The sequence below is a fragment of the Kitasatospora sp. NBC_00458 genome (assembly GCF_036013975.1).
In the GTDB taxonomy this organism is placed as follows: domain Bacteria; phylum Actinomycetota; class Actinomycetes; order Streptomycetales; family Streptomycetaceae; genus Kitasatospora.
Genome location: NZ_CP107904.1, coordinates 5,841,464 through 5,863,136, shown reverse-complemented (window position 1 = coordinate 5,863,136; position 21,673 = coordinate 5,841,464). Strand labels below are relative to the sequence as shown.

Sequence of the window (21,673 nt, the reverse complement as noted above, 5' to 3'; positions counted from 1 at the left end):
GCCCCAGGCTGCAGCACAAGGAGGACCCATGACCCCGCCTTCGACACCCGCCGGCTCGTACGGCAGCGGGTACGGCAGCGGCTACGGCGGGCAGCAGTCCGACGGCTACGAGCAGCAGCCGCTGGTCCGCCCGTACGCGATGACCGGAGGCCGCACCCGGCCCCGGTACCAGCTCGCGATCGAGGCGCTGATCTCGACGACCGGCTCCGCCGAGCGGACCGGCGGCCTGCTGCCCGAGCACGCCCGGATCGTGAGCCTCTGCCGTGAGGTCAAGTCCATCGCGGAGATCTCCGCTCTGGCCGGCGTTCCGCTCGGTGTCGCCCGCATCCTCGTGGCCGACCTGGCCGAGGCCGGCCTCGTCGCCATCCACCAGCCCGCCGCCGCGGGCGAGTCGGGCGGAACGCCCGATGTCACGCTGCTCGAAAGGGTCCTCAGTGGACTTCGCAAGCTCTAACGGAGCCACCCGTGCCACGACGTCCGCGAAGATCGTCGTCGCGGGCGGTTTCGGTGTCGGCAAGACCACGCTCGTCGGCGCCGTCTCCGAGATCAACCCGCTGCGCACCGAAGCCGTCATGACCAGCGCGTCCGCCGGCATCGACGACCTGAGCCACGTCTCCGGCAAGACGACCACCACCGTCGCCATGGACTTCGGCCGCATCACCCTCGACGAAGACCTCATCCTCTACCTGTTCGGCACCCCCGGCCAGGACCGCTTCTGGTTCATGTGGGACGACCTCGTCCGCGGAGCCATCGGCGCCGTCGTCCTCGTCGACACCCGACGCCTCGCCGACTGCTTCCCCGCCCTCGACTACTTCGAGAACAGCGGACTCCCCTTCGTCGTCGCCCTCAACGGCTTCGACGGACACCAGCCCCACACCTCCGACGAGGTCCGCGAAGCCCTCCAGCTCGGCCCCGACACCCCCGTCATCGCCCTTGACGCCCGACGCCGGGACAGCGCCAAGAGCGCCCTCATCACCCTCGTCGAACACGCCCTCCTCGCCCGGCTCCGCTGAGCGGAACCCGCAGGTCGGCAGCCCCGGCACCCCGCCACCGCGGCGGAGTGCCGGGGCGCGTCCGCTTGCGGGGAGATGTCGTCCGGGCGCCGCGCGCAAGACCCCCTCATAAGCGGCGGATAACAGTTCGGTAGGCATTTTGTGATCAACAATGACTGTTTGTAGCGAATCAGCACCACTCAGCGCCAGAAGACCACAGTTTTGCGCCGTCATGTCGGCGAATGTCCCAAATGTTCCCAGCAGAGCGCTGACCGGCAGCTGTTTGTCCCCCATCCCTGCACGTGCTGAAATTCCAGCTACCCCTGAATCCATACGGCCGTCGTTCCCCGGAACGGACGGACCCCGGGGGTAGCGCTGGATTGATCCATGGCCGGCTGTCGGCCGAGAGGTAGTTGTCGAGTGAGGCGTAAGCAGCAGGTCGCCCCGCAGCGGCGCTCCGAGCCCCGCCAGAGCGAGCCGAACGGCACCGCACCGAGCCCGGCAGGGTTCTCGGCGTTCACGCCGACCGAGGAACGGCCACCGGCCGCCCCCGCGCCACAGCCGCAGAGCCCGGGCAAGGACCGCCAGAGCGGCCCCGAACCGGAGGACGCCGGCGGCAAGGGCGGCAGCCGGTACGACTTCCTGCGCCCGCGCAACTGGCGCGTGCCGGCCCGTCTGATCGCGATCCTCATGATCCCGGTCGTCATCGGCCTGATCTTCGGCGGTCTGCGCGTCAACACCTCGTTCGACGGCTTCATCAAGGCCGACCGCGCCCAGCGGACCGCCACCCTCGCCAAGGCCGCCACCGAACTGGCCGAGTCGCTGGAGAGCGAGCGCGACAAGACGCTGATACCCCTGCTCACCAAGCAGGACCCGAACAACGACGTCACCAAGGCGCGCTCCACCACCGACGCCGCCCTCAAGGCCTACAACGCGGCCTACGAGGCCAGCGACAAGTCCGGTGAGCTCCCGCGCCGCCACGAGGCCTTCCAGAGCGTCGTCGGGGCGCTGCCGCACCTGCGCGCCAACGCCTACAGCCCCAACCTGTTCGCCTCCGCGACCGCCTCGGCCTACTCGGTGATGCTCGCCCCGCTGCTGGCCTACGACAACTCGGTCGGCCTCGGCTCCTCCAACCTCACCAGCAAGGGCCGCTCGATCTACGCCATGTCGCTGGCGAAGGCCTCCGCCTCGACCCAGCGCGCGCTCATGCTGCACCTGCTGGTCGGCATCTCCGCCGGCGCCACCACCCGGTACGAGAACTCCGACCTGATCCAGCAGCTGCTGGTCGCCCAGCGCCTGGAGCAGACCGCGCTCTCCGAGTTCAACACCGGCAGCGCCCCCGAGGACGCCCGCCGCTACTCGGACGCCCAGGTCGCCCAGGCCAACGCCGACCAGCGCGCCGCCTACCGGATGCCCAACGGCACCGTCCCCACCATGCAGGGCCTGCTCAACCTCGGCGCCGCGTACAGCCAGGCCGCCGCCATCGGCCAGGCGCAGGGCAAGGACGCCGCGGACCGGGCCTACAAGGAGGCCAAGGACTCCGGCCTGACGCCGGAGAACTGGAACCAGGCCGCCAACACCCACATCGCCAGCCTCCGCGCCACCGAGGTCGTGCTGCTGGACGACGTGCTCCAGGACGCCGCGGCCCTGCGCGACAACGCGCGCTTCGACGCCATCCTCAACGCGCTGATCGTCCTCGCGTCGCTGGTCCTCGCCGGTGTGCTCACCGGCTACGTGGCCCGCTCGATGATCCTCGGCATGCGCACCCTGCGCAACGCCGCCCTGGAGATCGCCGACCACCGCCTGCCGGACCTCGTCGAGAAGCTCTCCAAGACCGACCCGGACCGGGTGGACACCAACATCACCCCGATCCCCCTGCACGGCAAGGACGAGATCGGCGAGGTCGCCCGGGCCTTCGACCAGGTCCACCGGCAGGCGGTCGCGCTCGCCGCCGAGCAGGCGCTGCTGCGAGGGAACGTCAACGCGATCTTCACCAACCTGTCGCGCCGCAGCCAGGGCCTGATCCAGCGCCAGCTGGCGCTGATCACCGACCTGGAGAACAACGAGGCCGACCCGGACCAGCTGGAGAACCTCTTCAAGCTGGACCACCTCGCGACCCGTATGCGCCGCAACGGTGAGAACCTCCTCGTCCTCGCCGGCGAAGAGGCCGGCCGCCGCTGGAACACCCCGGTCCCGCTGGTCGACGTGCTCCGCGCCGCCGCCTCCGAGGTGGAGCAGTACGAGCGCGTCGAGCTCTCCGGCATCCCCGAGGCCGAGGTCGTCGGCGCCGCCGTGACCGACCTCGTCCACCTCCTCGCCGAGCTGCTGGAGAACGCCACCTCGTTCTCCAGCCCGCAGACCCGGGTCCTGGTCAACGCGACCCGCCTGCCGGACGGCCGGGTGCTGGTCGAGATCCACGACAAGGGCATCGGCCTCACCGCCGAGGACTTCGCCGAGATCAACGAGAAGCTGGCCGAGCCGCCCACGGTCGACGCCACCATCTCCCGCCGCATGGGCCTGTTCGTGGTCGGCCGGCTCTCCCAGCGGCACGACATCCGCGTCCAGCTCCGCCCCTCGGGCGAGTCGGCCGGCACCACCTCGCTGGTCATGCTCCCGCCGTTCCTGACCATCATGGCCGCGGCGCCGGAGCCCGAGGAGCAGTTCACCGTCTCCCGGATCTTCGCCGACCAGGAGCCGTCCGCGGCCGACTGGGCCGCCCTCGGCCAGGACCAGGCCCGCAGCGCCGCCGAGCTCGGCTTCGACGACCACCTCACCGGCATCGGCAACGCCGGGTCGAGCGGCTTCAGCCCGGCCCTGGAGGCGGTCCAGCGCTCGCAGCGCCTGGACCAGGTCCGCCGCGCCGCGCTGGAGTCCGGGCCGCACGCCGGCCAGGAGCCGCCGGTCCTCGACGCCGAGGTCGACGAGGACTACCCGGCCTACGGCCGCCGCAACGACGAGGGCTACGGCCAGGACGAGCAGTACGGCCAGCAGGGCTACGACCAGGGCTACGCCGACGACCGGTACGGCTACGGCCAGGACGGCGGCTACGACGGCAACGGCTACCAGCAGGACGGCTACGACCAGTACCCGCAGCAGGGCTACGACCAGTCCGGCTACGGGGACGACCAGTACGGCCGGCAGGAGTACCAGGACCAGTCCCAGGACCAGTCCCAGGGCTACGACGGGTACGACGGCTACGGCGACCAGCAGTACGGCCGGCAGGCCGAGGAAGCCCCGGCCGGCCACCCGTACGCCCCGGAGCAGCCCGCGCTCCCCGCCGCCGACACCTCCCCCTCGACCCTGGCGTCCGGGCTGCCGCAGCGCCGCCCCGGCCAGCAGCTGGCCGGCGGCGGGTTCCCGTCCGGGCCGGCCTCCTCCGGCCAGGGCGGCGAGAGCCCGAACTGGTTCGCCGGCGCCAAGGACACCTCCGCGTCCACGGCCGAGCCGCGCGGCCACGAGGTGTCCGCCCTCGGCGGGTACGGGCCCACCGGCCCGACCGGTGCCGGCAGCGCGGCCTGGCAGTCGCCCAACGACGGCGACTGGCAGCGCGCCGAGCAGCTCCGCGAGCCCTCCTCCAGCGGCACCACCCCGTCGGGCCTGCCCCGCCGGGTGCCCAAGCAGAACCTGGTGGCCGGCAACGCCAAGCCCACCCCGCAGGAAGGGCCGCAGGTCTCCCGCACGCCCGAGGAGGTCCGTGGCCGCCTCACCAACCTGCGCCGCGGTGTCGAGCAGGGCCGCAACGCCGGCAGTACCGGAAGCTTCCGGATCGACCCCGATCAGGCAGACCCGTCCGGCAACGGACAGCAGAATCGCAGCACCGATCTCTTCGGCGGCTCGAACCACCAGGAGCGTTGAGTTGAGTCAGATGAGCCAGGCCGCACAGAACCTGAACTGGCTGATCACCAATTTCGTGGACAACACCCCCGGGGTGTCGCACACGGTGGTGGTCTCCGCGGACGGCCTCCTGCTGTGCATGTCCGAAGGGTTCCCCCGCGACCGCGCCGACCAGCTCGCCGCCGTCGCCTCCGGCCTCACCTCCCTCACGACCGGCGCCAGCCGGATCTTCGAGGGCGGCGAGGTCAACCAGACCGTCGTCGAGATGGAGCGCGGCTTCCTCTTCCTGATGGCCGTCAGCGACGGTTCCGCACTCGCCGTCCTGGCCGCCCCCGACTCCGACATCGGCCTCGTCGGGTACGAGATGGCCCTGCTCGTCGACCGCGCCGGCGCCGTCCTCACCCCCGCACTCCGCGCAGAACTCCAGGGCAGTCTCCTGCACTGACGGACCGTCGGATACCGTCCTGGTATTCGAAGCACCTCCGCGCCCCTCCCGGGCCCGCTTCGGCGGGCTCGGGTTCGGACGTAGTACGGCCTTCGCACCACCGGCTCAGGACCAGTGCCCGAGCTCGCACCGCACCGCCGCACCCTGTGAGGAGAGGATCCGTGACACCGCCCGACGACCGCAGCGGCCAGTACGGCGTTCCGTACCCTGGCACAGGCCATGACGCCTTCGGAGCACCCGGCGTCGGCCACGGTCAGCAGTACGGCCAGCCGCTCCACGGCCAGCACTACGGACAGCCGCAGTACGGCCGGCCGTACCCGCCGGGGCAGTACGACCAGTACGGCAGACCCCAGCAGCAGCCCTCCTACGACGCGCCCCCGCCGGGCTACCCGACGCAGGACGGGACGGCCGGCCCGCAGCACGGCCACGGCCTCGGGAACCGGCCGGGTGTCGGGCAGCAGGCGGGCCGGTCGGCCCAGCGGCCCGGACAGGGCGACGAGTTCGAGGACGAGCAGGACTCGGGTCCGCTGATCCGGCCGTTCGCGATGACCGGCGGACGCACCCGCCCCCGGTACGAGCTCGCCCTGGAGGCGCTCGTCTCGGCCGACGTGGATCCGCAGCGACTGGCCACCCTGCTCCCCGAGCACCAGCGGATCTGCACCCTGTGCACCGAGGTGAAGTCCGTGGCCGAGGTGTCGGCGCTGCTCTCCCTTCCCCTGGGAGTGGCCCGCATCCTCGTGGCCGACCTGGCCGAGGCCGGCCTGGTCGCCATCCACCAGCCCGCTTCCGGCGGCGAATCCGGAAACCAGCCCGACGTCACGCTGCTCGAAAGGGTCCTCAGTGGACTTCGCAAGCTCTAACGCGGCCGCCCCCACCCGCGCGACCACCTCCGCGAAGATCGTCGTCGCGGGCGGCTTCGGTGTCGGCAAGACCACGCTCGTCGGCGCCGTCTCCGAGATCAACCCGCTGCGCACCGAAGCCGTCATGACCAGCGCGTCCGCCGGCATCGACGACCTGAGCCACGTCTCCGGCAAGACGACCACCACCGTCGCCATGGACTTCGGCCGCATCACCCTCGACGAAGACCTCATCCTCTACCTGTTCGGCACCCCCGGCCAGGACCGCTTCTGGTTCATGTGGGACGACCTCGTCCGCGGAGCCATCGGCGCCGTCGTCCTCGTCGACACCCGACGCCTCGCCGACTGCTTCCCCGCCCTCGACTACTTCGAGAACAGCGGACTCCCCTTCGTCGTCGCCCTCAACGGCTTCGACGGACACCAGCCCCACACCTCCGACGAGGTCCGCGAAGCCCTCCAGCTCGGCCCCGACACCCCCGTCATCACGCTTGACGCCCGACGCCGGGACAGCGCCAAGAGCGCCCTCATCACCCTCGTCGAACACGCCCTCCTCGCCCGGCTCCGCTGACTCCGGCGCGTACGGCCGCGGCGTGCGGGGCGGCGGCCCGCACGGCGCGGGCCGGTAGGGCGCCCGCGGGTGCGACGGCGGCGCCCGCGGTGGCGGCGCGTGCCGTGACGACGCGTGCCGCGCCGGTCCTCGCCGTGCCGGTGCATGCCCCGGTGCGTGCCCCGGTGCCGCCCGTCGGGACGGCCGGTGCGGGAACGGCGCGTGCGACGACTATGCGGCCCGCGGACCTCCCGGTCCACGGGCCGCACCCGCACGCGCTTCAGTCGGTGCCCGGCTCCAGACCGGCCCGCAGCAGGCCGTAGGTGTAGGCGTCCTCCAGCGCCAGCCAGGAGGCGGCCACCACGTTGTCCGCCACCCCGACCGTGGACCAGGCGGCGGTGCCGTCGCTGGTCTCGATCAGCACCCGGGTCTTCGAGCCGGTGCCGTGCTGGCCCTCCAGGATGCGGACCTTGTAGTCCACCAGTTCCAGCTTGCCCAGCTGCGGGTAGATCCGCTCCAGCGCGGTGCGCAGGGCCTTGTCCAGCGCGTCGACCGGACCGTTGCCCTCACCGGCGGCGATCATGCGCTCGCCCTTGGCCCAGAGCTTGACGCTGGCCTCGTTCCCCGGGTTCCCGTCCGGCCCCTGCTCGCTGATGGTCCGCCAGGACTCCAGGGTGTAGAAGCGCTGCCGGTTGCCGCGCACCTCGTCGCGGAGCAGCAGCTCGAAGGACGCGTCGGCCGACTCGTAGGTGTAGCCGAGGCTCTCCTGCTCCTTGACCCTGGCCACCACCCGGCCGGCCAGGTCGCGGTCGGTGGAGAGGTCGTAGCCGAGCTCCTTGCCCTTGAGCTCGACGGAGGCCCGGCCGGCCATGTCGGAGACCAGCATCCGCATGGTGTTGCCGACCGTCCCGGGGTCGATGTGCTGGTAGAGGTCCGGGTCGACCTTGATCGCGGAGGCGTGCAGGCCGGCCTTGTGGGCGAAGGCGGAGAAGCCGACGTAGGGCTGGTGGGTGGACGGGGTCAGGTTGACCAGTTCGGCGATGGCGTGCGAGATCCGGGTCATCTCGGCCAGGCTGCCGGCGGGCAGCACCCGGCGGTCGTACTTGGTCTCCAGCGCTCCGACCACCGGGAACAGGTTGGCGTTGCCGACCCGCTCGCCGTAGCCGTTGGCGGTGCACTGGACGTGGGTGGCACCGGCGTCGACCGCGGCCAGGGTGTTGGCGACGGCGCAGCCGGTGTCGTCCTGGGCGTGGATGCCGAGCCGGGCACCGGTCTCGCGGAGCACGTCGGCGACGATCTCGTGCACGCCGGCCGGCAGCATGCCGCCGTTGGTGTCGCAGAGCACCACCACGTCGGCGCCGGCCCCGTGGGCGGCGCGGACCACGGCGAGGGCGTAGTCCCGGTTGGCCTTGTAGCCGTCGAAGAAGTGCTCGCAGTCGATGAAGACCCGGCGGCCCTGGGCGCGCAGGTGGGCGACGCTGTCCCGGATCATCTCCAGGTTCTCGTCCAGCGTGGTGCGCAGGGCCAGTTCGACGTGGCGGTCGTGGGCCTTGGCGACCAGCGTGACGACCGGCGCCCCCGAGTTCACCAGGGCGGCGAGCTGCGGGTCGTCGGCCGCGCTGCCGCCGGCCCGGCGGGTGGCGCCGAAGGCGACCAGCCGGGCGTTGGCCAGGTCGAGCTCGGTGGCGGCGCGGGCGAAGAACTCGGTGTCCCGGGGGTTGGCGCCGGGCCAGCCGCCCTCGATGAAGCCGACCCCGAACTCGTCCAGGTACCGGGCGATGGCCAGCTTGTCGGCCACCGTGAGGTTGATGCCCTCGCGCTGGGCGCCGTCGCGCAGGGTGGTGTCGAAGACGTGGAAGGCGTCGTCTGGGAGGTTGCTCGCCTGGGTCATGACCCTGGGTTCTCCGTTCCGGGAGGTCGGGTGCTGCTCTGCCGGTTCTGGTCCGGCTCCACTGTCCAGCATCCCGCGCGCGCCCGGTGTCCCTCGGCCCCTTGTGGGGGCTCCGGCCGGTCCGGGGGAAACAAAAAGACCCCTCGCGGGTGCGAGAGGTCTGCGCGCGGGTCTGGACGCTGGTGGTCGCTCCGCATCGGGTACTGCGGGAGCGGTCACTGCGGACCGGCGCGCCTGCTGCTAATAATCAGCGAAAGCGAGGACACGCTCGAAGTCTGGCACATCCATCCGGGATCCGGCCGCCCCGTCTCGGTATCCGGAACGGCCCCGGACGCGCCAGGGCGCCCCGCCGTCGCGGGGCGCCCTGGGGCCGTACCGCCGCGGCGGTCAGACGATCCTGTGCAGCCAGCCGTGGGTGTCGGGCGCCTGGCCGCCCTGGATGGCGAGCAGGGCCTTGCGCAGCTCCATGGTGACCGGGCCGGGCTCGCCGGCGCCGACGGTCCAGTCGCCGCCGCGGGACTTGACCGAGCCGACCGGGGTGATGACGGCGGCGGTGCCGCAGGCGAACACCTCGGTGAGGGTGCCGTCGGCGTTGCCGCGCTTCCACTCCTCGGTGGAGATCTTCCGCTCCTCGACCGGGTGGCCGAGGTCGGCGGCGAGCTGGAGCAGGGAGTCGCGGGTGATGCCGGGCAGCAGCGCGCCGGACAGCTCCGGGGTGACGATCCGGGCGTCCGCGCCCTCGCCGAAGACGAAGTACAGGTTCATGCCGCCCATCTCCTCGATCCACCGGTGCTCGGCGGCGTCGAGCCAGACCACCTGGTCGCAGCCCTTGGCGGCGGCCTCGGCCTGGGCGACCAGCGAGGCGGCGTAGTTGCCGGCGCACTTGGCGGCGCCCGTGCCGCCCGGGGCCGCGCGGACGTAGTCCTCGGAGAGCCAGACCGAGACCGGCTTGACGCCGCCGGGGAAGTAGGCGCCGGCCGGAGAGGCGATGATCATGAAGATGTAGGAGTTGGCCGGGCGGACACCCAGGCCGACCTCGGTGGCGAACATGAACGGGCGCAGGTAGAGGCTCTGCTCCGGCTCGTTCGGGACCCAGGCCTGCTCCTGCTGGACGAGCAGCTCGACGGCCTCGACGAAGGCCTCGACCGGCAGCTCCGGCATCGCCAGGCGACGGGCCGAGGCCTGGAAGCGGGCGGCGTTGGCCTCCGGGCGGAAGGTCGCGATCGAGCCGTCGGCCTGGCGGTACGCCTTGAGTCCCTCGAAGATCGCCTGGCCGTAGTGGAGGGTCATGTTGGCCGGGTCGATCTCCAGCGGCGCGTACGGCGTCAGCTGGGCGTCGTGCCAGCCCACGCCCTCGGTCCAGCGGATGGTGACCATGTGGTCGGTGAAGACCCGTCCGAAACCCGGGTTAACCAGCCGGGCCTCGCGCTCCGCGTCGGAGAGCGGGTGGGCGGAGGGCTTGAGGTCGAACGTGATGGGCGCCTGGGTGGGCGTGCTCATGGCTGTGTGTCCTTCACCGTGGGGTTGGTCCGGGCCGCCTCCGCCGGGTGAACGTCTCGGGGAACTGCTCCGAAACGGACGCACGACGGCACGGCCCACTGTCGATACTCGCATCCAGAGGGCCGTGCCGAACAGTCGTCGGCTCCTCGGGGAGCCGCGAGCTGCCGTTATGGGGTCCGGCCCACCGGCCGGAACACCGTCTGTCGGTTCCGGCCCTGCCAGGCCGGACTACCTACTTTCGGTTCCGGCCTAGCCGGATACTCGGGCGGCGAGCGCGTCGCCGACCTGGGCGGTGGTACGGGTTCCGGTCCGCTCGGTGAGGTCCGCGGCGACCGCGGCCTCGATCCGGGCGGCCTCGGCGGCGAGGCCGAGGTGGTCGAGCAGCATGGCGACCGACAGCACGGTGGCGGTCGGGTCGGCCTTGCCCTGGCCCGCGATGTCCGGCGCCGAACCGTGCACCGGCTCGAACATCGACGGGAAGTCGCCGCTCGGGTTGATGTTGCCGCTGGCGGCCAGGCCGATCCCGCCGGTGACGGCGGCGGCCAGGTCGGTCAGGATGTCGCCGAACAGGTTGTCGGTCACGATGACGTCGAACCGCTCGGGCTGGGTGACGAAGAAGATGGTCGCCGCGTCGACGTGCAGGTACTCGGTGGTGACCTCGGGGAACTCCCGGCCGACCTGCTCGAAGATCCGGGTCCACAGGTGGCCGGCGTGCACCAGCACGTTGTTCTTGTGGACGAGGGTCAGCTTCCTGCGCGGGCGGGCGTCGGCGCGCCGGTAGGCGTCCCGGACGACCCGCTCGATGCCGAACGCGGTGTTCAGGCTGACCTCGGTGGCCACCTCGTGCTCGGTACCGGTGCGCAGCGAGCCGCCGTTGCCGACGTACGGGCCCTCGGTGCCCTCGCGGACGACCACGAAGTCGATGGCGGGCTCGCCGGCCAGCGGGGACTTCACACCGGGGAAGAGCCGGCCCGGGCGGAGGTTGATGTGGTGGTCGAAGGCGAACCGCAGCTTCAGCAGGAGCCCGCGCTCCAGCACCCCCGAGGGGACGCTCGGGTCGCCGATGGCGCCGAGGAGGATGGCGTCGTGCGCCTTGAGCTCCGCGAGGACGCTGTCCGGCAGCGTCTCGCCGGTGCGGTGGTAGCGCCGGGCGCCGAGGTCGAACTCGGTGGTCTCCAGCTTCACGTCGGCGGGGAGTACCGCGCCGAGGACCTTGAGGCCTTCGGCCACCACTTCCTGGCCGATACCGTCACCGGGGACGACTGCGAGACGAATCGTGCGAGACATGCTCGGAGGCTACTCCGGTGTCCCAGACCCTGACATCCGGCGTCCACTATCCGGACATGCCGCGCGGGTCAGAGGAGGTCGACGTCGAGCGGGAAGGGCCGGGTCAGTCTCAATTGCTTGTGGTGAATGCCGGTGGGGCCGTACAGGCCCGTGGCCGGGTCGATCTCGAAGGTGTAGACGATCGGACGCCCCTCGTCGCACTCGACGCGCCAGAAGTGGGGAATCCCTGCCCGCGCGTACTTCCGCGGCTTGACCTCCCGGTCCCGGTCCCGCGATTCCTCCGAGACGACCTCGACGGCGAGCAGCACGTGCTCGGCGTCGAAGGTCGTCTGAAGGTGCCCGGTGTCCGAGGACGCGTTCACGACGAGCAGGTCCGGCTCCGGACGGTTCCGTCGGTCGATGGTCACCGTCATCTCGGGCCAGACCTCCCAACCGTCCGGAACAGCCTGCTCCAACGCACGCTCCAGCAGGCGCTTCGTCCTCACATGGAACTTCGTCTGCGGGCTCGCGAAGATCAGGCTCCCGTCGAGCAACTCGGTGTGCGGCGGGAGATCCTGCAGCCGGTCGAGGTCCTCGGCGGTGTAACCACCGACAGGGGGCCGAATCCAGTCGGGGTACGGCGCGACGCTCATGGTTCCTCCCATGGGGGCATCCTCGTGGCTGGTCTCAGGCTACTCGGGCCGGTCGCCGGGCACTTCGCCCTCTCGGGGGAGCGCCCGCCGTTCGGCGGGCGCTCCCCCGGGGCGGCTACGGCAGGTCCAGCACCTGGCCGCGGGCGCCGTCCGGGTTGAGGTGGTGGAGCAGCAGCAGGCGGGACCGGTCGCCCTCGGTGCGGCGGATGTCGAGGACGGTGCCGGGCCCGGCGGGGGCGGCGACGGCGGCGGGGCCGCCCTGGCCGGCCCGGACGTCCACGGCCGGGTGCAGGACGTCGACCGCCAGGGTGGGCCGGGTGCCGCGCAGCCCGATCGCCGAGAACGCCCCGGCCGGGTCCGGCTTGCCCGAGGTGGCCACGCCGGTCCAGAGCGCGTAGCGGACGGTGCTGTGCCCCTCCCGGACGCCCGGCAGGGCGCTCAGCCGGACCGGGAGGACCAGGGCGTCGCTGTCCAGCAGCGCGGTGTCGGTGTCGCCCCAGCGTGCGTTGAGCGGCTGGACGTCCAGTTCGGCCCCGGTGCGGGCGTCCAGGGCGCGGGCCACCAGGACGTCGCTGCCGCGCTGCCGGTCCGCCTTGACGATCACGTCGGTGGCGCCGTCGCCGTCGGTGTCCAGCGAGGCCCGGACGGCGAACAGGCCGACCGGGGTGGCGGCGGGCGCCCAGACCTGCGCGCCGAGGTAGAGCGTGCCGCCGGCCAGCGGGTCGCCGCCGACCGCGGGGGCGTCGGTGGCGGCGCCGGCCGCGCGCAGGTTGGCGGCCCGGTCACCGGCGCGCTCGACGCAGACGTCCTGGATCGCGGCGGCCCCGTCGGCGCTGTCCTCGGGCACGATGCCCGCGCCCGGGCCGACCGCCGCGCCGCTGTTCGGCGGGCAGTCGGGCCAGCGGGCGGCCTCCCCGCCGAGGGCGAGGGCGCTGAGCAGGCCGGGCCCCTCGCCGGGGGCGGCGGTGCCGGCGAGGGCGGCCAGGGCGTTCGCCCGGGTGGTGCGGACCGCGGTGGTGGCGGCGAGGTCGGAGACCGCCCGGGGGGCCGCCAGGACGGGCACCCGCAGCTCGGGGACGGCCCGGTCGTCCGGGGTGAGCAGCAGCCGCCCGGAGAGCTCGCCCCGGTAGGTGCGGGCCTTGCCGCCCTGGAGGGTGGCGATGGTCGGGTCGGGGAGGCGGCCGAGCCGTCCGGGGACGGCCAGGGTGACCCGGACCCGGGCGCTGCCGCCGGCCGGGACGTCGATCCGGGCGGGCGCGACGTCGAAGCGGGCCCCGGGCAGCTCGGTGGCGGCCGCGTACCCGGTCCGGTAGGAGAGCGGGGAGCCGGAGAGGTTGCGCACCTCGACCTCGCGGTCGAGGGTGAGCGGTCCGCCGACCGCCACCGGGCCGAAGGAGACGCCGACCGCGCCCTCCACCGCGCCCGGGCCGGCCGCGTAGGCGACGGCGGGGGTACGGACGGCGCGGTCCACCCGGGCGCGGCCCGCGCCGGTGCGCTCGGGGCCGTAGACCGGGCCGGTGGCGCCGTCGCCGACCCAGGTGTCGCCGGCGGTGTTCATCAGCGCGGCCTTGACCTGTTCGACGGTCCAGTCGGGGTGGGCGGAGCGGACCAGCGCGGCCAGGCCCGCGGTGTGCGGGGTGGCCATCGAGGTGCCGTCCTCGCGCTGGCCGCCGCTGCCGCTGCCGACCCTGGCGGACCAGATGGTCTCGCCGGGGGCCGCCAGGTCGGGCTTGACCACGCCGGGCACCCCGATGCCCCGGGAGGTGAAGTCGGTGAGGGTGTCGAGGCGCTGCGGCTGGTCCTGGGGGACGACGCCGTGCAGCGGGTTGCCGGGGGCGGCGAGCCGGACCCGGACCTCGCCGTCGGCCGCGGCGGCGCGGAGCCGTTCGCCGTCGGCGTGCGCGAGCAGGGCGAGCGGGACGCGGTCGTTGCCCGCGATCTCGGCGAGGTGGTCGTCGTCGGCGGCGAGCAGGGCGCCGATCGCGCCGGCCTCGGCGACGTGGTCGGCGCGCGGGCCGGAGCCGCAGGCGCGCTCGGACTCGCGGGTGCGCCAGGCGAGGACGGCGATCTTCCCGGTGATCCGCTGCCGGTCGGCCTCGCCGAACGCCGTGCAGCCGTCGGACTGGTCGGCGGGCAGGGCGAGCGTGCCGGTCACGTCGGCGGTGGACCAGTCCTGGTACCGGGCGCTCCAGTGGGCGGGGACGACGCCGGCGAGCGGTTCGGGGGCGAGCACGGTGAGGCCGTCGGCGTCGCTGTGCGGGTCGACGGAGGCGGCGACGGCGACGGCCCGGGCTGCGGTGCCGGGGCTGCCGCCGATGCCGTAGACGTCGCCCTCGTTGCCGGCCGCGGCGACCACGACGGTGCCGGCTTCGGACAGCCGGTCGACGGCGAGGGCGTCGGCGTCGTCGGTGGAGCCGAACCGGCTGCCGAGCGAGAGGTTGAGGACGTCGAGCCGGTCGCCGAGGTCGCCGTCGCCGTCGGGGTCGGCGGCCAGGTCGAGGGCCTGGGCGAGCTGGTCGGTGGAGCCGTCGCAGCCGAAGACCCGGATCGCGTACAGCTGGGCGCCGGGCGCGGCCCCGGGGCCGACCTTGAAGCCGGCCGGGTCGAGGCCGGGCCGGTACGGGCCGGGGTAGGTGCGGCCGTCGGTGGTCACGCCGAGACCGGCGGCGGTCCCCGCGACGTGGGTGCCGTGCCCGTTGCGGGCGCAGTCGATCGGGTTGTCGTCGGGGCGGGGTTCGGGCTGGTAGTGCGGGGAGGCCGGGTCGGGGTTGTAGTCGTCGCCGACGAGGTCGCGGCCGCCGACCACCTTGGCGTTGGGGAAGAGCCCGGCGGGGGCGGGCTTCGCGCCGTCCACCGCCGTGAAGGCCTCCTCGGTGCCGGGGCCGCCGAAGTCGGCGTGGGTGTAGTCGATGCCGCTGTCGGCGACGCCGATCCGCACGCCCCGGCCGGTGTTCCCCCCGGCGCCCGGGGAGGCGTCGGCGGAGGCCCCGGCCCAGACCTCGGGTGCGCCGGTGACCGGCACGGAGTGGGCGTTGGCGCGCTGCTTGCGGACGATCGGGTGGACGGCGGCGACCCCGGGCAGGGCGCGCAGCGCGGGCAGCCGGTCGGCGGGCACGGTGACGGCGAGGCCGGTGAGCAGGGTGCGGGTGCGGTAGAGCTCCCGGGCGGTGGGGGCGGCGCCGCGGACGGCGCCGACGAGCCGGTCGAGGGCCTCGGAGGCCCGGGCCCGCTGTCCCGCGCCGGCCCGGGCGGCCTCGCGCCGGACGGCTTCCGGGGAGCGCTGGGCGCGCCGGGCCTCGGCACCGGCCCGGCGCCAGGCGGGGGCGGCGGGTTCGGTGCCGAGTTCCAGCAGGACGGAGGCCGGGGGTCCGGCCGAGGACGGCGGGCCCGGCGGGGCGCCCGGCGGGCTGCCGGCCGCGGGGGCGGTGGCGAGCAGGACCGGCCCGGCCACGAGGGCCAGGGTGAGGCCGATCCTGGCGAGCGGTCGGCGGACGGTCGGCTGACGCATGGGACCCTCTCCCCGGCCGGGGGAGCTGATCCGCAAGCCGTGCCGCTGACGCCCGCCCGCGCGGCCGTCGATCACCCTTCCGGGAGCCCCAAATTAGGAATATCGCGCCGGTCAGGGCGAGCAACATCCCTCGAACGGTGGCAACTTGCACTCTCCGGAGTGACGGGCCGTCAGCCCGATCGGCCCATTCGGAGGATGAACGCCGGGCCGGTGGGTCCGGCCCGTCCCGGGGCGGCCGGAGTCAGGGGTGGCCGGATCAGGGGCGGCCGGCCGAACCGCCGTTGTCGCGGCGGTCCAGCGCCCGCTGGAGCGCGGCGGCGGCGAAGGGGTTCCGCTCGGCCGCCCGGCGGCGGCGCGGGGCGCGGGTCGTGATGGCGGCGGGGGCGGAAGCGGCGTGGCGGTCTGCGGTCGGGGACATGCCGGGCTCCTAGGTTCGTTGCGCGCCGGGGAGGGTCGCGACAGGAGGGTGTGGAACAGGAGGGTCCGTGCGAAGCGCGGCCGCACGGGGCGGCGGCGGATCACGGGGCGGCACGCCGGGCGGGGATCACCCGCCCATCGGGCATGCGGGTCCACACGGGCCGAACGCCCTGGCTACAGGGGCGGCACACCGTATGACTCCTCCACGGTACGACCGGCGCGCGGCCGTGTCTGCACGAATACTTGGATTTCCTACTATCTGAGACGGGTGTCACCCGGAGGAAAGCAGCAGGGCCCGGACCACCGTTCGAACGGTGGTCCGGGCCCTGTCGTCGGGGCGTCCCGGGGCTCAGGCGCCCAGGTCGACCGAGCGGGCGAAGCGGGCACCGATCTCGCCGGCGATGGCGGTCAGGACGTCCTGCGGGATCTGGCTGTCCACGGTGATGGAGGCCAGCGCGCCGGCGCCGTCACGGGCCACCTGCATGCCGGCGATGTTGACGCCGGCGTCGCCGAGGTGGCGGCCGAGGACGCCGACCACGCCCGGGCGGTCCTCGTACTTGAAGAAGGCCATGTGGTCGGTGAGCGCCACGTCCACGTCGAAGGCGTCGACGCCGACGATCTTCTGGGTCTGCTTCGGGCCGGACAGCGTGCCGGAGATGGCGATCTCCTCGCCGTTCGCCAGGGTGCCGCGCACGGTGATCACGTTGCGGTGCTCGGGGCTCTCGCTGGAGGTGGTCAGGCGCACCTCGACACCGCGCTCCTGCGCGAACAGCGGGGCGTTGACGTAGGACACCGTCTCCGCCACGACGTCCTCGAACACGCCCTTGAGCGCGGAGAGTTCGAGCACCTTCACGTCGTGCTGGGTGATCTCGCCGCGGACCTCGACGTCGAGCCGGACGGCCACCTCGCCGGCCAGCGCGGTGAAGATCCGGCCGAGCTTCTCGGCGAGCGGCAGGCCCGGGCGGACGTCCTCGGCGATCACGCCGCCCTGGACGTTGACCGCGTCCGGCACCAGCTCGCCGGCCAGCGCCAGCCGGACCGACCTGGCGACGGCGATGCCGGCCTTCTCCTGCGCCTCGTCGGTGGAGGCGCCCAGGTGCGGGGTGGCCACCACGTTGTCGAAGGCGAACAGCGGCGAGTCGGTGCACGGCTCCTTGGCGTACACGTCGAGGCCGGCGCCGGCCACCCGGCCGTCGCGCAGCGCGGAGGCGAGCGCCTCCTCGTCGACGATGCCGCCGCGGGCGGCGTTGACGATCCGGACGCTCGGCTTGACCTTGTGCAGGGCCTCGTCGCCGATCAGGCCGATGGTCTCCGGGGTCTTCGGGAGGTGGACGGTGATGAAGTCCGAGACCTCCAGCAGCTCCTCCAGGGAGACCAGCTTGACGCCCATCTGCGCGGCCCGGGCGGCCTGGATGTAGGGGTCGTACGCGACGATCTTCATGCCGAACGCGGACATCCGCTGGGCGACCAGCACACCGATCCGGCCGAGGCCGACGACGCCGAGGACCTTCTCGCTCAGCTCGACGCCGGTGTACTTGTTGCGCTTCCACTCGCCCTGCTTGAGCGCGGCGTTGGCCGGCGCGATGTTGCGGGCGACGGAGATCAGCAGGCCGCAGGCGAGCTCGGCGGCGGTGACGATGTTCGAGGTCGGCGCGTTGACGACCATGACGCCGGCCTTGGTGGCGGCGGAGACGTCGACGTTGTCCAGGCCGACGCCGGCCCGGGCGACGACCTTCAGCTTGCGGGCGGCGGCCAGCGCCTCGGCGTCCACCTTGGTGGCCGAGCGGATCAGGATGGCGTCGACGTCCGCGATCGCGGTCAGCAGCTCGGTGCGGTCCGCACCGTTGCAGTGGCGGATCTCGAAGTCGGGACCGAGGGCGTCGACGGTGGCGGGCGACAGCTCCTCGGCGATCAGTACGACGCCGGTTTTCACAGTGTTAGCAGTGCTCACGACAGTGTTGTCCTTAACTGTCCGGTTCTCCCCGGCACGAAGGTGGCGTGGAAGGCGGGGGGAAGGTGGCATGCCGCGTAGGTAGACGCACGACGCTGTGGGCCTGACGCGCACTCGGAAGTGTATCGACGGGCTGGGTACCAGGCTGCTCCCGTCCGGCGAAATCACCCGGACGGGAGCAGCCTAGTTGTACAAGGGCGTTACAAAATCAGGGGAGGCTCAGGCCTCTTCCTTCACCCAGCTCATCAGCTTGCGGAGCTTCTTGCCGGTGGACTCCAGCAGGTGGTCCTCGTCGGCCTTCTTGTACTCGTTGTACTTGGGCAGGCCGGCCTTGTACTCGGCGATCCAGGTGTTGGCGAAGGTGCCGTCCTGGATCTCGGTGAGGACCTTCTTCATCTCGGCCTTGGTGGCGTCGGTGATGATGCGGGGGCCGGTGACGTAGTCGCCCCACTCGGCGGTCTCGGAGACCGACCAGCGCATCTTCTCCAGGCCGCCCTCGTACATCAGGTCGACGATGAGCTTCAGCTCGTGCAGGCACTCGAAGTACGCGATCTCCGGCTGGTAGCCGGCCTCGACCAGGGTCTCGAACCCGGCCTTCACCAGGGCGGCGGTGCCACCGCAGAGGACGGCCTGCTCACCGAACAGGTCGGTCTCGGTCTCCTCGGTGAAGGTGGTCTTGATGACGCCGGCCTTGGTGGCGCCCAGGCCCTTGGCGTAGGACAGCGCCAGGGCGAACGCGCCGCCGGTGGCGTCCTGCTCGACGGCGACGATCGCCGGGACGCCGCGGCCCTCCTCGTACTGGCGGCGGACCAGGTGGCCCGGGCCCTTCGGGGCGACCATGCAGACGTCGACGTCGGCCGGCGGCTTGATGAAGCCGAAGCGGATGTTCAGGCCGTGGCCGAAGAACAGGGCGTCGCCGGCCTTCAGGTGCGGAGCGATGTCCGCCTCGTACACGTCGGCCTGGATCGGGTCCGGGACGAGGATCATGATGACGTCGGCCTCGGCCGCCGCCTCGGCGGGGGTGACCACGCGCAGCCCGGCCTCCTCGGCCTTCTGGCGGGACTTGGACTCCGGCTTCAGGCCGACCCGGACGTCCGCGCCCGAGTCGCGCAGGGACAGCGCGTGGGCGTGGCCCTGGCTGCCGTAGCCGATGACCGCGACCTTGCGGCCCTGGATGATGGACAGGTCGGCGTCGTCTTCGTAGAACAGCTCGGCCACGGGGGCACATCTCCTTGCGTGTGGTGTTGCCGGGTACTGCGGTTCCAACCGTACGTGGACCCGGCGATGCGGTGGGACGGTGCTTCAGGGTGTGAGACGGGCGGCGGTGCCGCGCGCCGGCGCGCCGCCGGAGGGGTGGTGGCGGGCGCCCCGCGGGCGGTTACGCGCTGCGGTCGAGGGCGCGCAGCGAGCGGTCCGTGATCGAACGGGCGCCGCGCCCGATGGCGACCAGACCGGACTGGACCAGCTCCTTGACGCCGTAGGGCTCCAGCATCCGGAGCATGGCCTCCAGCTTGTCCGAACTCCCGGTGGCCTCGATGGTCACCGCGTCCGGGGACACGTCGACCGTCTTGGCGCGGAACAGCTGGACGATCTCGACGATCTGCGACCGGGTCTCGTTGTCGGCGCGGACCTTCACCAGGACCAGTTCCCGCTGGATCGCAGCGGCCTGGTCGAGTTCGACGATCTTTATCACGTTGACGAGCTTGTTGAGCTGCTTGGTGACCTGCTCCAGCGGGAGGTCCTCGACGTTGACCACGATGGTCATCCGGGAGACGTCCGGGTGCTCGGTGGGGCCGACGGCGAGGGAGTCGATGTTGAAGCCCCGACGGGAGAACAGGGCGGCGATGCGGGCGAGCACGCCGGGCTTGTTCTCGACCAGGACGGAGAGGGTGTGCTTGGACATGGGTCTCTGTTCCCTAGGTCGTTCTGGAGGTGGGGGCTTCAGTCGAGGTCGTCGCCGAAGTCGGGGCGGACGCCCCGGGCGAACTGGATCTCGTCGTTGCTGGTGCCGGCCGCGACCATCGGCCAGACCATCGCGTCCTGGTGGACGATGAAGTCGATGACCACCGGGCGGTCGTTGATCTCCATGGCCTGCTTGATCACCGCGTCGAGGTCCTCCGGGCGCTCGCAGCGCAGACCGACGCAGCCCATCGCCTCGGAGAGCAGGACGAAGTCGGGGATCCGGGTGCCCTGGGCCGGCGGCTCGATGCCGTCGTGGTCCGGGCCGGCGTGCAGCACGGTGTTGGAGTAGCGCTGGTTGTAGAAGAGGGTCTGCCACTGGCGGACCATGCCCAGCGAGCCGTTGTTGATGACCGCGACCTTGATCGGGATGTCGTTCAGGGCGCAGGTGACCAGCTCCTGGTTGGTCATCTGGAAGCAGCCGTCGCCGTCGATCGCCCAGACCGCGGTCTCCGGACGGCCCGCCTTGGCGCCCATCGCGGCCGGCACCGCGTAGCCCATGGTCCCGGCGCCGCCGGAGTTCAGCCAGGTGCCCGGCTTCTCGAACTGGATGAACTGCGAGCTCCACATCTGGTGCTGGCCGACGCCCGCCGCGTAGATCGCGTCCGGGCCGACCAGCCGGCCGATCCGCTCGATGACCTGCTGCGGGGAGAGCAGACCGCCCGGGGCGGGCTCGTGGCCCAGCGGGTAGGTCCTCTTCCACTCGTCGAGCTTCTCCCACCAGTCCGCGTAGTCGCCCTTGTGGCCGGCGTCGAACTCGGCCTGCACGGCGACGATCAGGTCGGCCAGCACCTCGCGGGCGTCACCGACGATCGGCACGTCGGCGGGGCGGTTCTTGCCGATCTCGGCCGGGTCGATGTCCGCGTGGACGACCTTGGCGTACGGCGCGAAGCTGTCCAGCTTGCCGGTGACCCGGTCGTCGAAGCGGGCGCCGAGGGTGAAGAGCAGGTCGGACTTCTGGAGCGCGGTGACGGCCGGGACGGTGCCGTGCATGCCGGGCATGCCCAGGTGCTGCGGGTGGCTGTCCGGGAAGGCGCCGAGCGCCATCAGGGTGGTGACCACGGGGGCGCCGGTCAGCTCGGCCAGGATGCGCAGTTCGGCCGTGGCACCGGCCTTGATGACGCCGCCGCCGACGTAGAGGACCGGGCGCTTGGCGGAGACCAGCAGCCTCGCGGCCTCGCGGATCTGCTTGGCGTGCGGCTTGGTCACCGGGCGGTAGCCGGGCAGCGAGGTCTCCACCGGCCAGCGGAAGGTGGTGGTGGCCTGCAGCGCGTCCTTGGCGATGTCGACCAGGACCGGGCCGGGGCGGCCGGTGGCGGCGATGTGGAACGCCTCGGCGATCACCCGGGGGATCTCGGCCGGGTCGGTGACCAGGTAGTTGTGCTTGGTGATCGGCATGGTGATGCCGCAGATGTCCGCCTCCTGGAAGGCGTCCGTGCCGATCGCCTTGGAGGCGACCTGGCCGGTGATCGCGACGATCGGCACCGAGTCCATGTAGGCGTCGGCGATCGGGGTCACCAGGTTGGTCGCGCCCGGGCCGGAGGTCGCCATGCAGACCCCGACCCGGCCGGTGGCCTGGGCGTAGCCGGTCGCGGCGTGGCCGGCGCCCTGCTCGTGGCGGACCAGGATGTGGCGCACCTTGGCCGAGTCCATCAGCGGGTCGTACGCGGGAAGAATGGCCCCGCCCGGGATGCCGAAGACGGTGTCCGCGCCCACGGCCTCCAGCGAGCGGATGAGCGACTGGGCGCCGGTCATGGTCTCGACGACGTGCTGGGGAGCGGGAGCGTGGGCGGCCGGGGTGTCCCCGCGGCGGGGGGATGCGGCGTGCTCAGTCATCTGCCTGTCTCTTCTCG

16 protein-coding genes are annotated in these 21,673 nt (G+C 72.6%); 6 read left to right on the top strand and 10 right to left on the bottom strand.

Annotated elements, in window-relative coordinates; genetic code table 11:
• The first annotated feature begins 28 nt into the window (after positions 1-28).
• From OG550_RS24460 to OG550_RS24435, 6 genes are all read left to right on the top strand, one after another.
• Positions 29-454, top strand: coding sequence for a DUF742 domain-containing protein (locus OG550_RS24460; RefSeq protein WP_327680950.1), 426 nt, complete (start codon positions 29-31; stop codon positions 452-454).
• Positions 435-1,013 carry a GTP-binding protein gene (locus tag OG550_RS24455; RefSeq protein WP_327680949.1) on the top strand — a complete coding sequence of 193 codons (579 nt, stop codon included), beginning with the start codon at positions 435-437 and terminating at the stop codon, positions 1,011-1,013. Before OG550_RS24460 ends, OG550_RS24455 begins: the two co-directional genes overlap by 20 nt.
• 399 nt (positions 1,014-1,412) lie before the next feature.
• Positions 1,413-4,847 carry a sensor histidine kinase gene (locus OG550_RS24450; protein WP_327680947.1) on the top strand — a complete coding sequence of 1,145 codons (3,435 nt, stop codon included), beginning with the start codon at positions 1,413-1,415 and terminating at the stop codon, positions 4,845-4,847.
• A gap of 10 nt (positions 4,848-4,857) precedes the next feature.
• Positions 4,858-5,271 carry a roadblock/LC7 domain-containing protein gene (locus tag OG550_RS24445; RefSeq protein WP_043468791.1) on the top strand — a complete coding sequence of 138 codons (414 nt, stop codon included), beginning with the start codon at positions 4,858-4,860 and terminating at the stop codon, positions 5,269-5,271.
• Between the two features lie 161 nt (positions 5,272-5,432).
• Positions 5,433-6,131 (top strand): DUF742 domain-containing protein, encoded by a 699-nt coding sequence (locus OG550_RS24440; RefSeq protein WP_327680945.1) that lies wholly within the window; start codon positions 5,433-5,435, stop codon positions 6,129-6,131.
• Entirely contained in the window at positions 6,112-6,696 is a 585-nt protein-coding gene (locus OG550_RS24435; protein WP_327680943.1) for a GTP-binding protein, read from the top strand. Before OG550_RS24440 ends, OG550_RS24435 begins: the two co-directional genes overlap by 20 nt.
• A gap of 259 nt (positions 6,697-6,955) precedes the next feature.
• On the opposite strand, the gene cimA is transcribed toward OG550_RS24435, so the two are convergent.
• From cimA to OG550_RS24385, 10 genes are all read right to left on the bottom strand, one after another.
• Positions 6,956-8,566 (bottom strand): citramalate synthase, encoded by a 1,611-nt coding sequence (cimA, locus tag OG550_RS24430; protein ID WP_327680941.1) that lies wholly within the window; start codon positions 8,564-8,566, stop codon positions 6,956-6,958.
• A gap of 387 nt (positions 8,567-8,953) precedes the next feature.
• Positions 8,954-10,066, bottom strand: a complete 1,113-nt coding sequence (locus tag OG550_RS24425; protein WP_327680939.1) for a branched-chain amino acid aminotransferase — start codon at positions 10,064-10,066, stop codon at positions 8,954-8,956.
• Between the two features lie 249 nt (positions 10,067-10,315).
• Positions 10,316-11,353 carry a 3-isopropylmalate dehydrogenase gene (locus tag OG550_RS24420; RefSeq protein ID WP_327680937.1) on the bottom strand — a complete coding sequence of 346 codons (1,038 nt, stop codon included), beginning with the start codon at positions 11,351-11,353 and terminating at the stop codon, positions 10,316-10,318.
• Between the two features lie 68 nt (positions 11,354-11,421).
• Positions 11,422-11,985: a Uma2 family endonuclease gene (locus OG550_RS24415; protein ID WP_327680935.1), complete on the bottom strand. Its 564-nt coding sequence runs from the start codon at positions 11,983-11,985 to the stop codon at positions 11,422-11,424.
• Between the two features lie 115 nt (positions 11,986-12,100).
• The gene (locus OG550_RS24410) at positions 12,101-15,493 is read right to left on the bottom strand and encodes a S8 family serine peptidase (RefSeq protein ID WP_327680933.1); all 3,393 of its coding nucleotides are present in this window, start codon (positions 15,491-15,493) and stop codon (positions 12,101-12,103) included.
• Between the two features lie 256 nt (positions 15,494-15,749).
• On the bottom strand, positions 15,750-15,911 hold the full coding sequence (locus OG550_RS24405) for a hypothetical protein (protein WP_327680931.1): 162 nt from the start codon (positions 15,909-15,911) through the stop codon (positions 15,750-15,752).
• Positions 15,912-16,259: 348 nt separating this feature from the next.
• A complete protein-coding gene (gene serA / locus OG550_RS24400) occupies positions 16,260-17,843 on the bottom strand; it encodes a phosphoglycerate dehydrogenase (RefSeq protein WP_327684104.1) in 1,584 nt (527 codons plus the stop codon).
• 237 nt (positions 17,844-18,080) lie between these two features.
• Positions 18,081-19,079, bottom strand: a complete 999-nt coding sequence (gene ilvC, locus OG550_RS24395; RefSeq protein WP_327680929.1) for a ketol-acid reductoisomerase — start codon at positions 19,077-19,079, stop codon at positions 18,081-18,083.
• 160 nt (positions 19,080-19,239) lie between these two features.
• A complete protein-coding gene (ilvN, locus tag OG550_RS24390; RefSeq protein WP_327680927.1) occupies positions 19,240-19,764 on the bottom strand; it encodes an acetolactate synthase small subunit in 525 nt (174 codons plus the stop codon).
• A gap of 38 nt (positions 19,765-19,802) precedes the next feature.
• A complete protein-coding gene (locus OG550_RS24385; protein WP_327680925.1) occupies positions 19,803-21,656 on the bottom strand; it encodes an acetolactate synthase large subunit in 1,854 nt (617 codons plus the stop codon).
• Between the last annotated feature and the right edge of the window lie 17 nt (positions 21,657-21,673).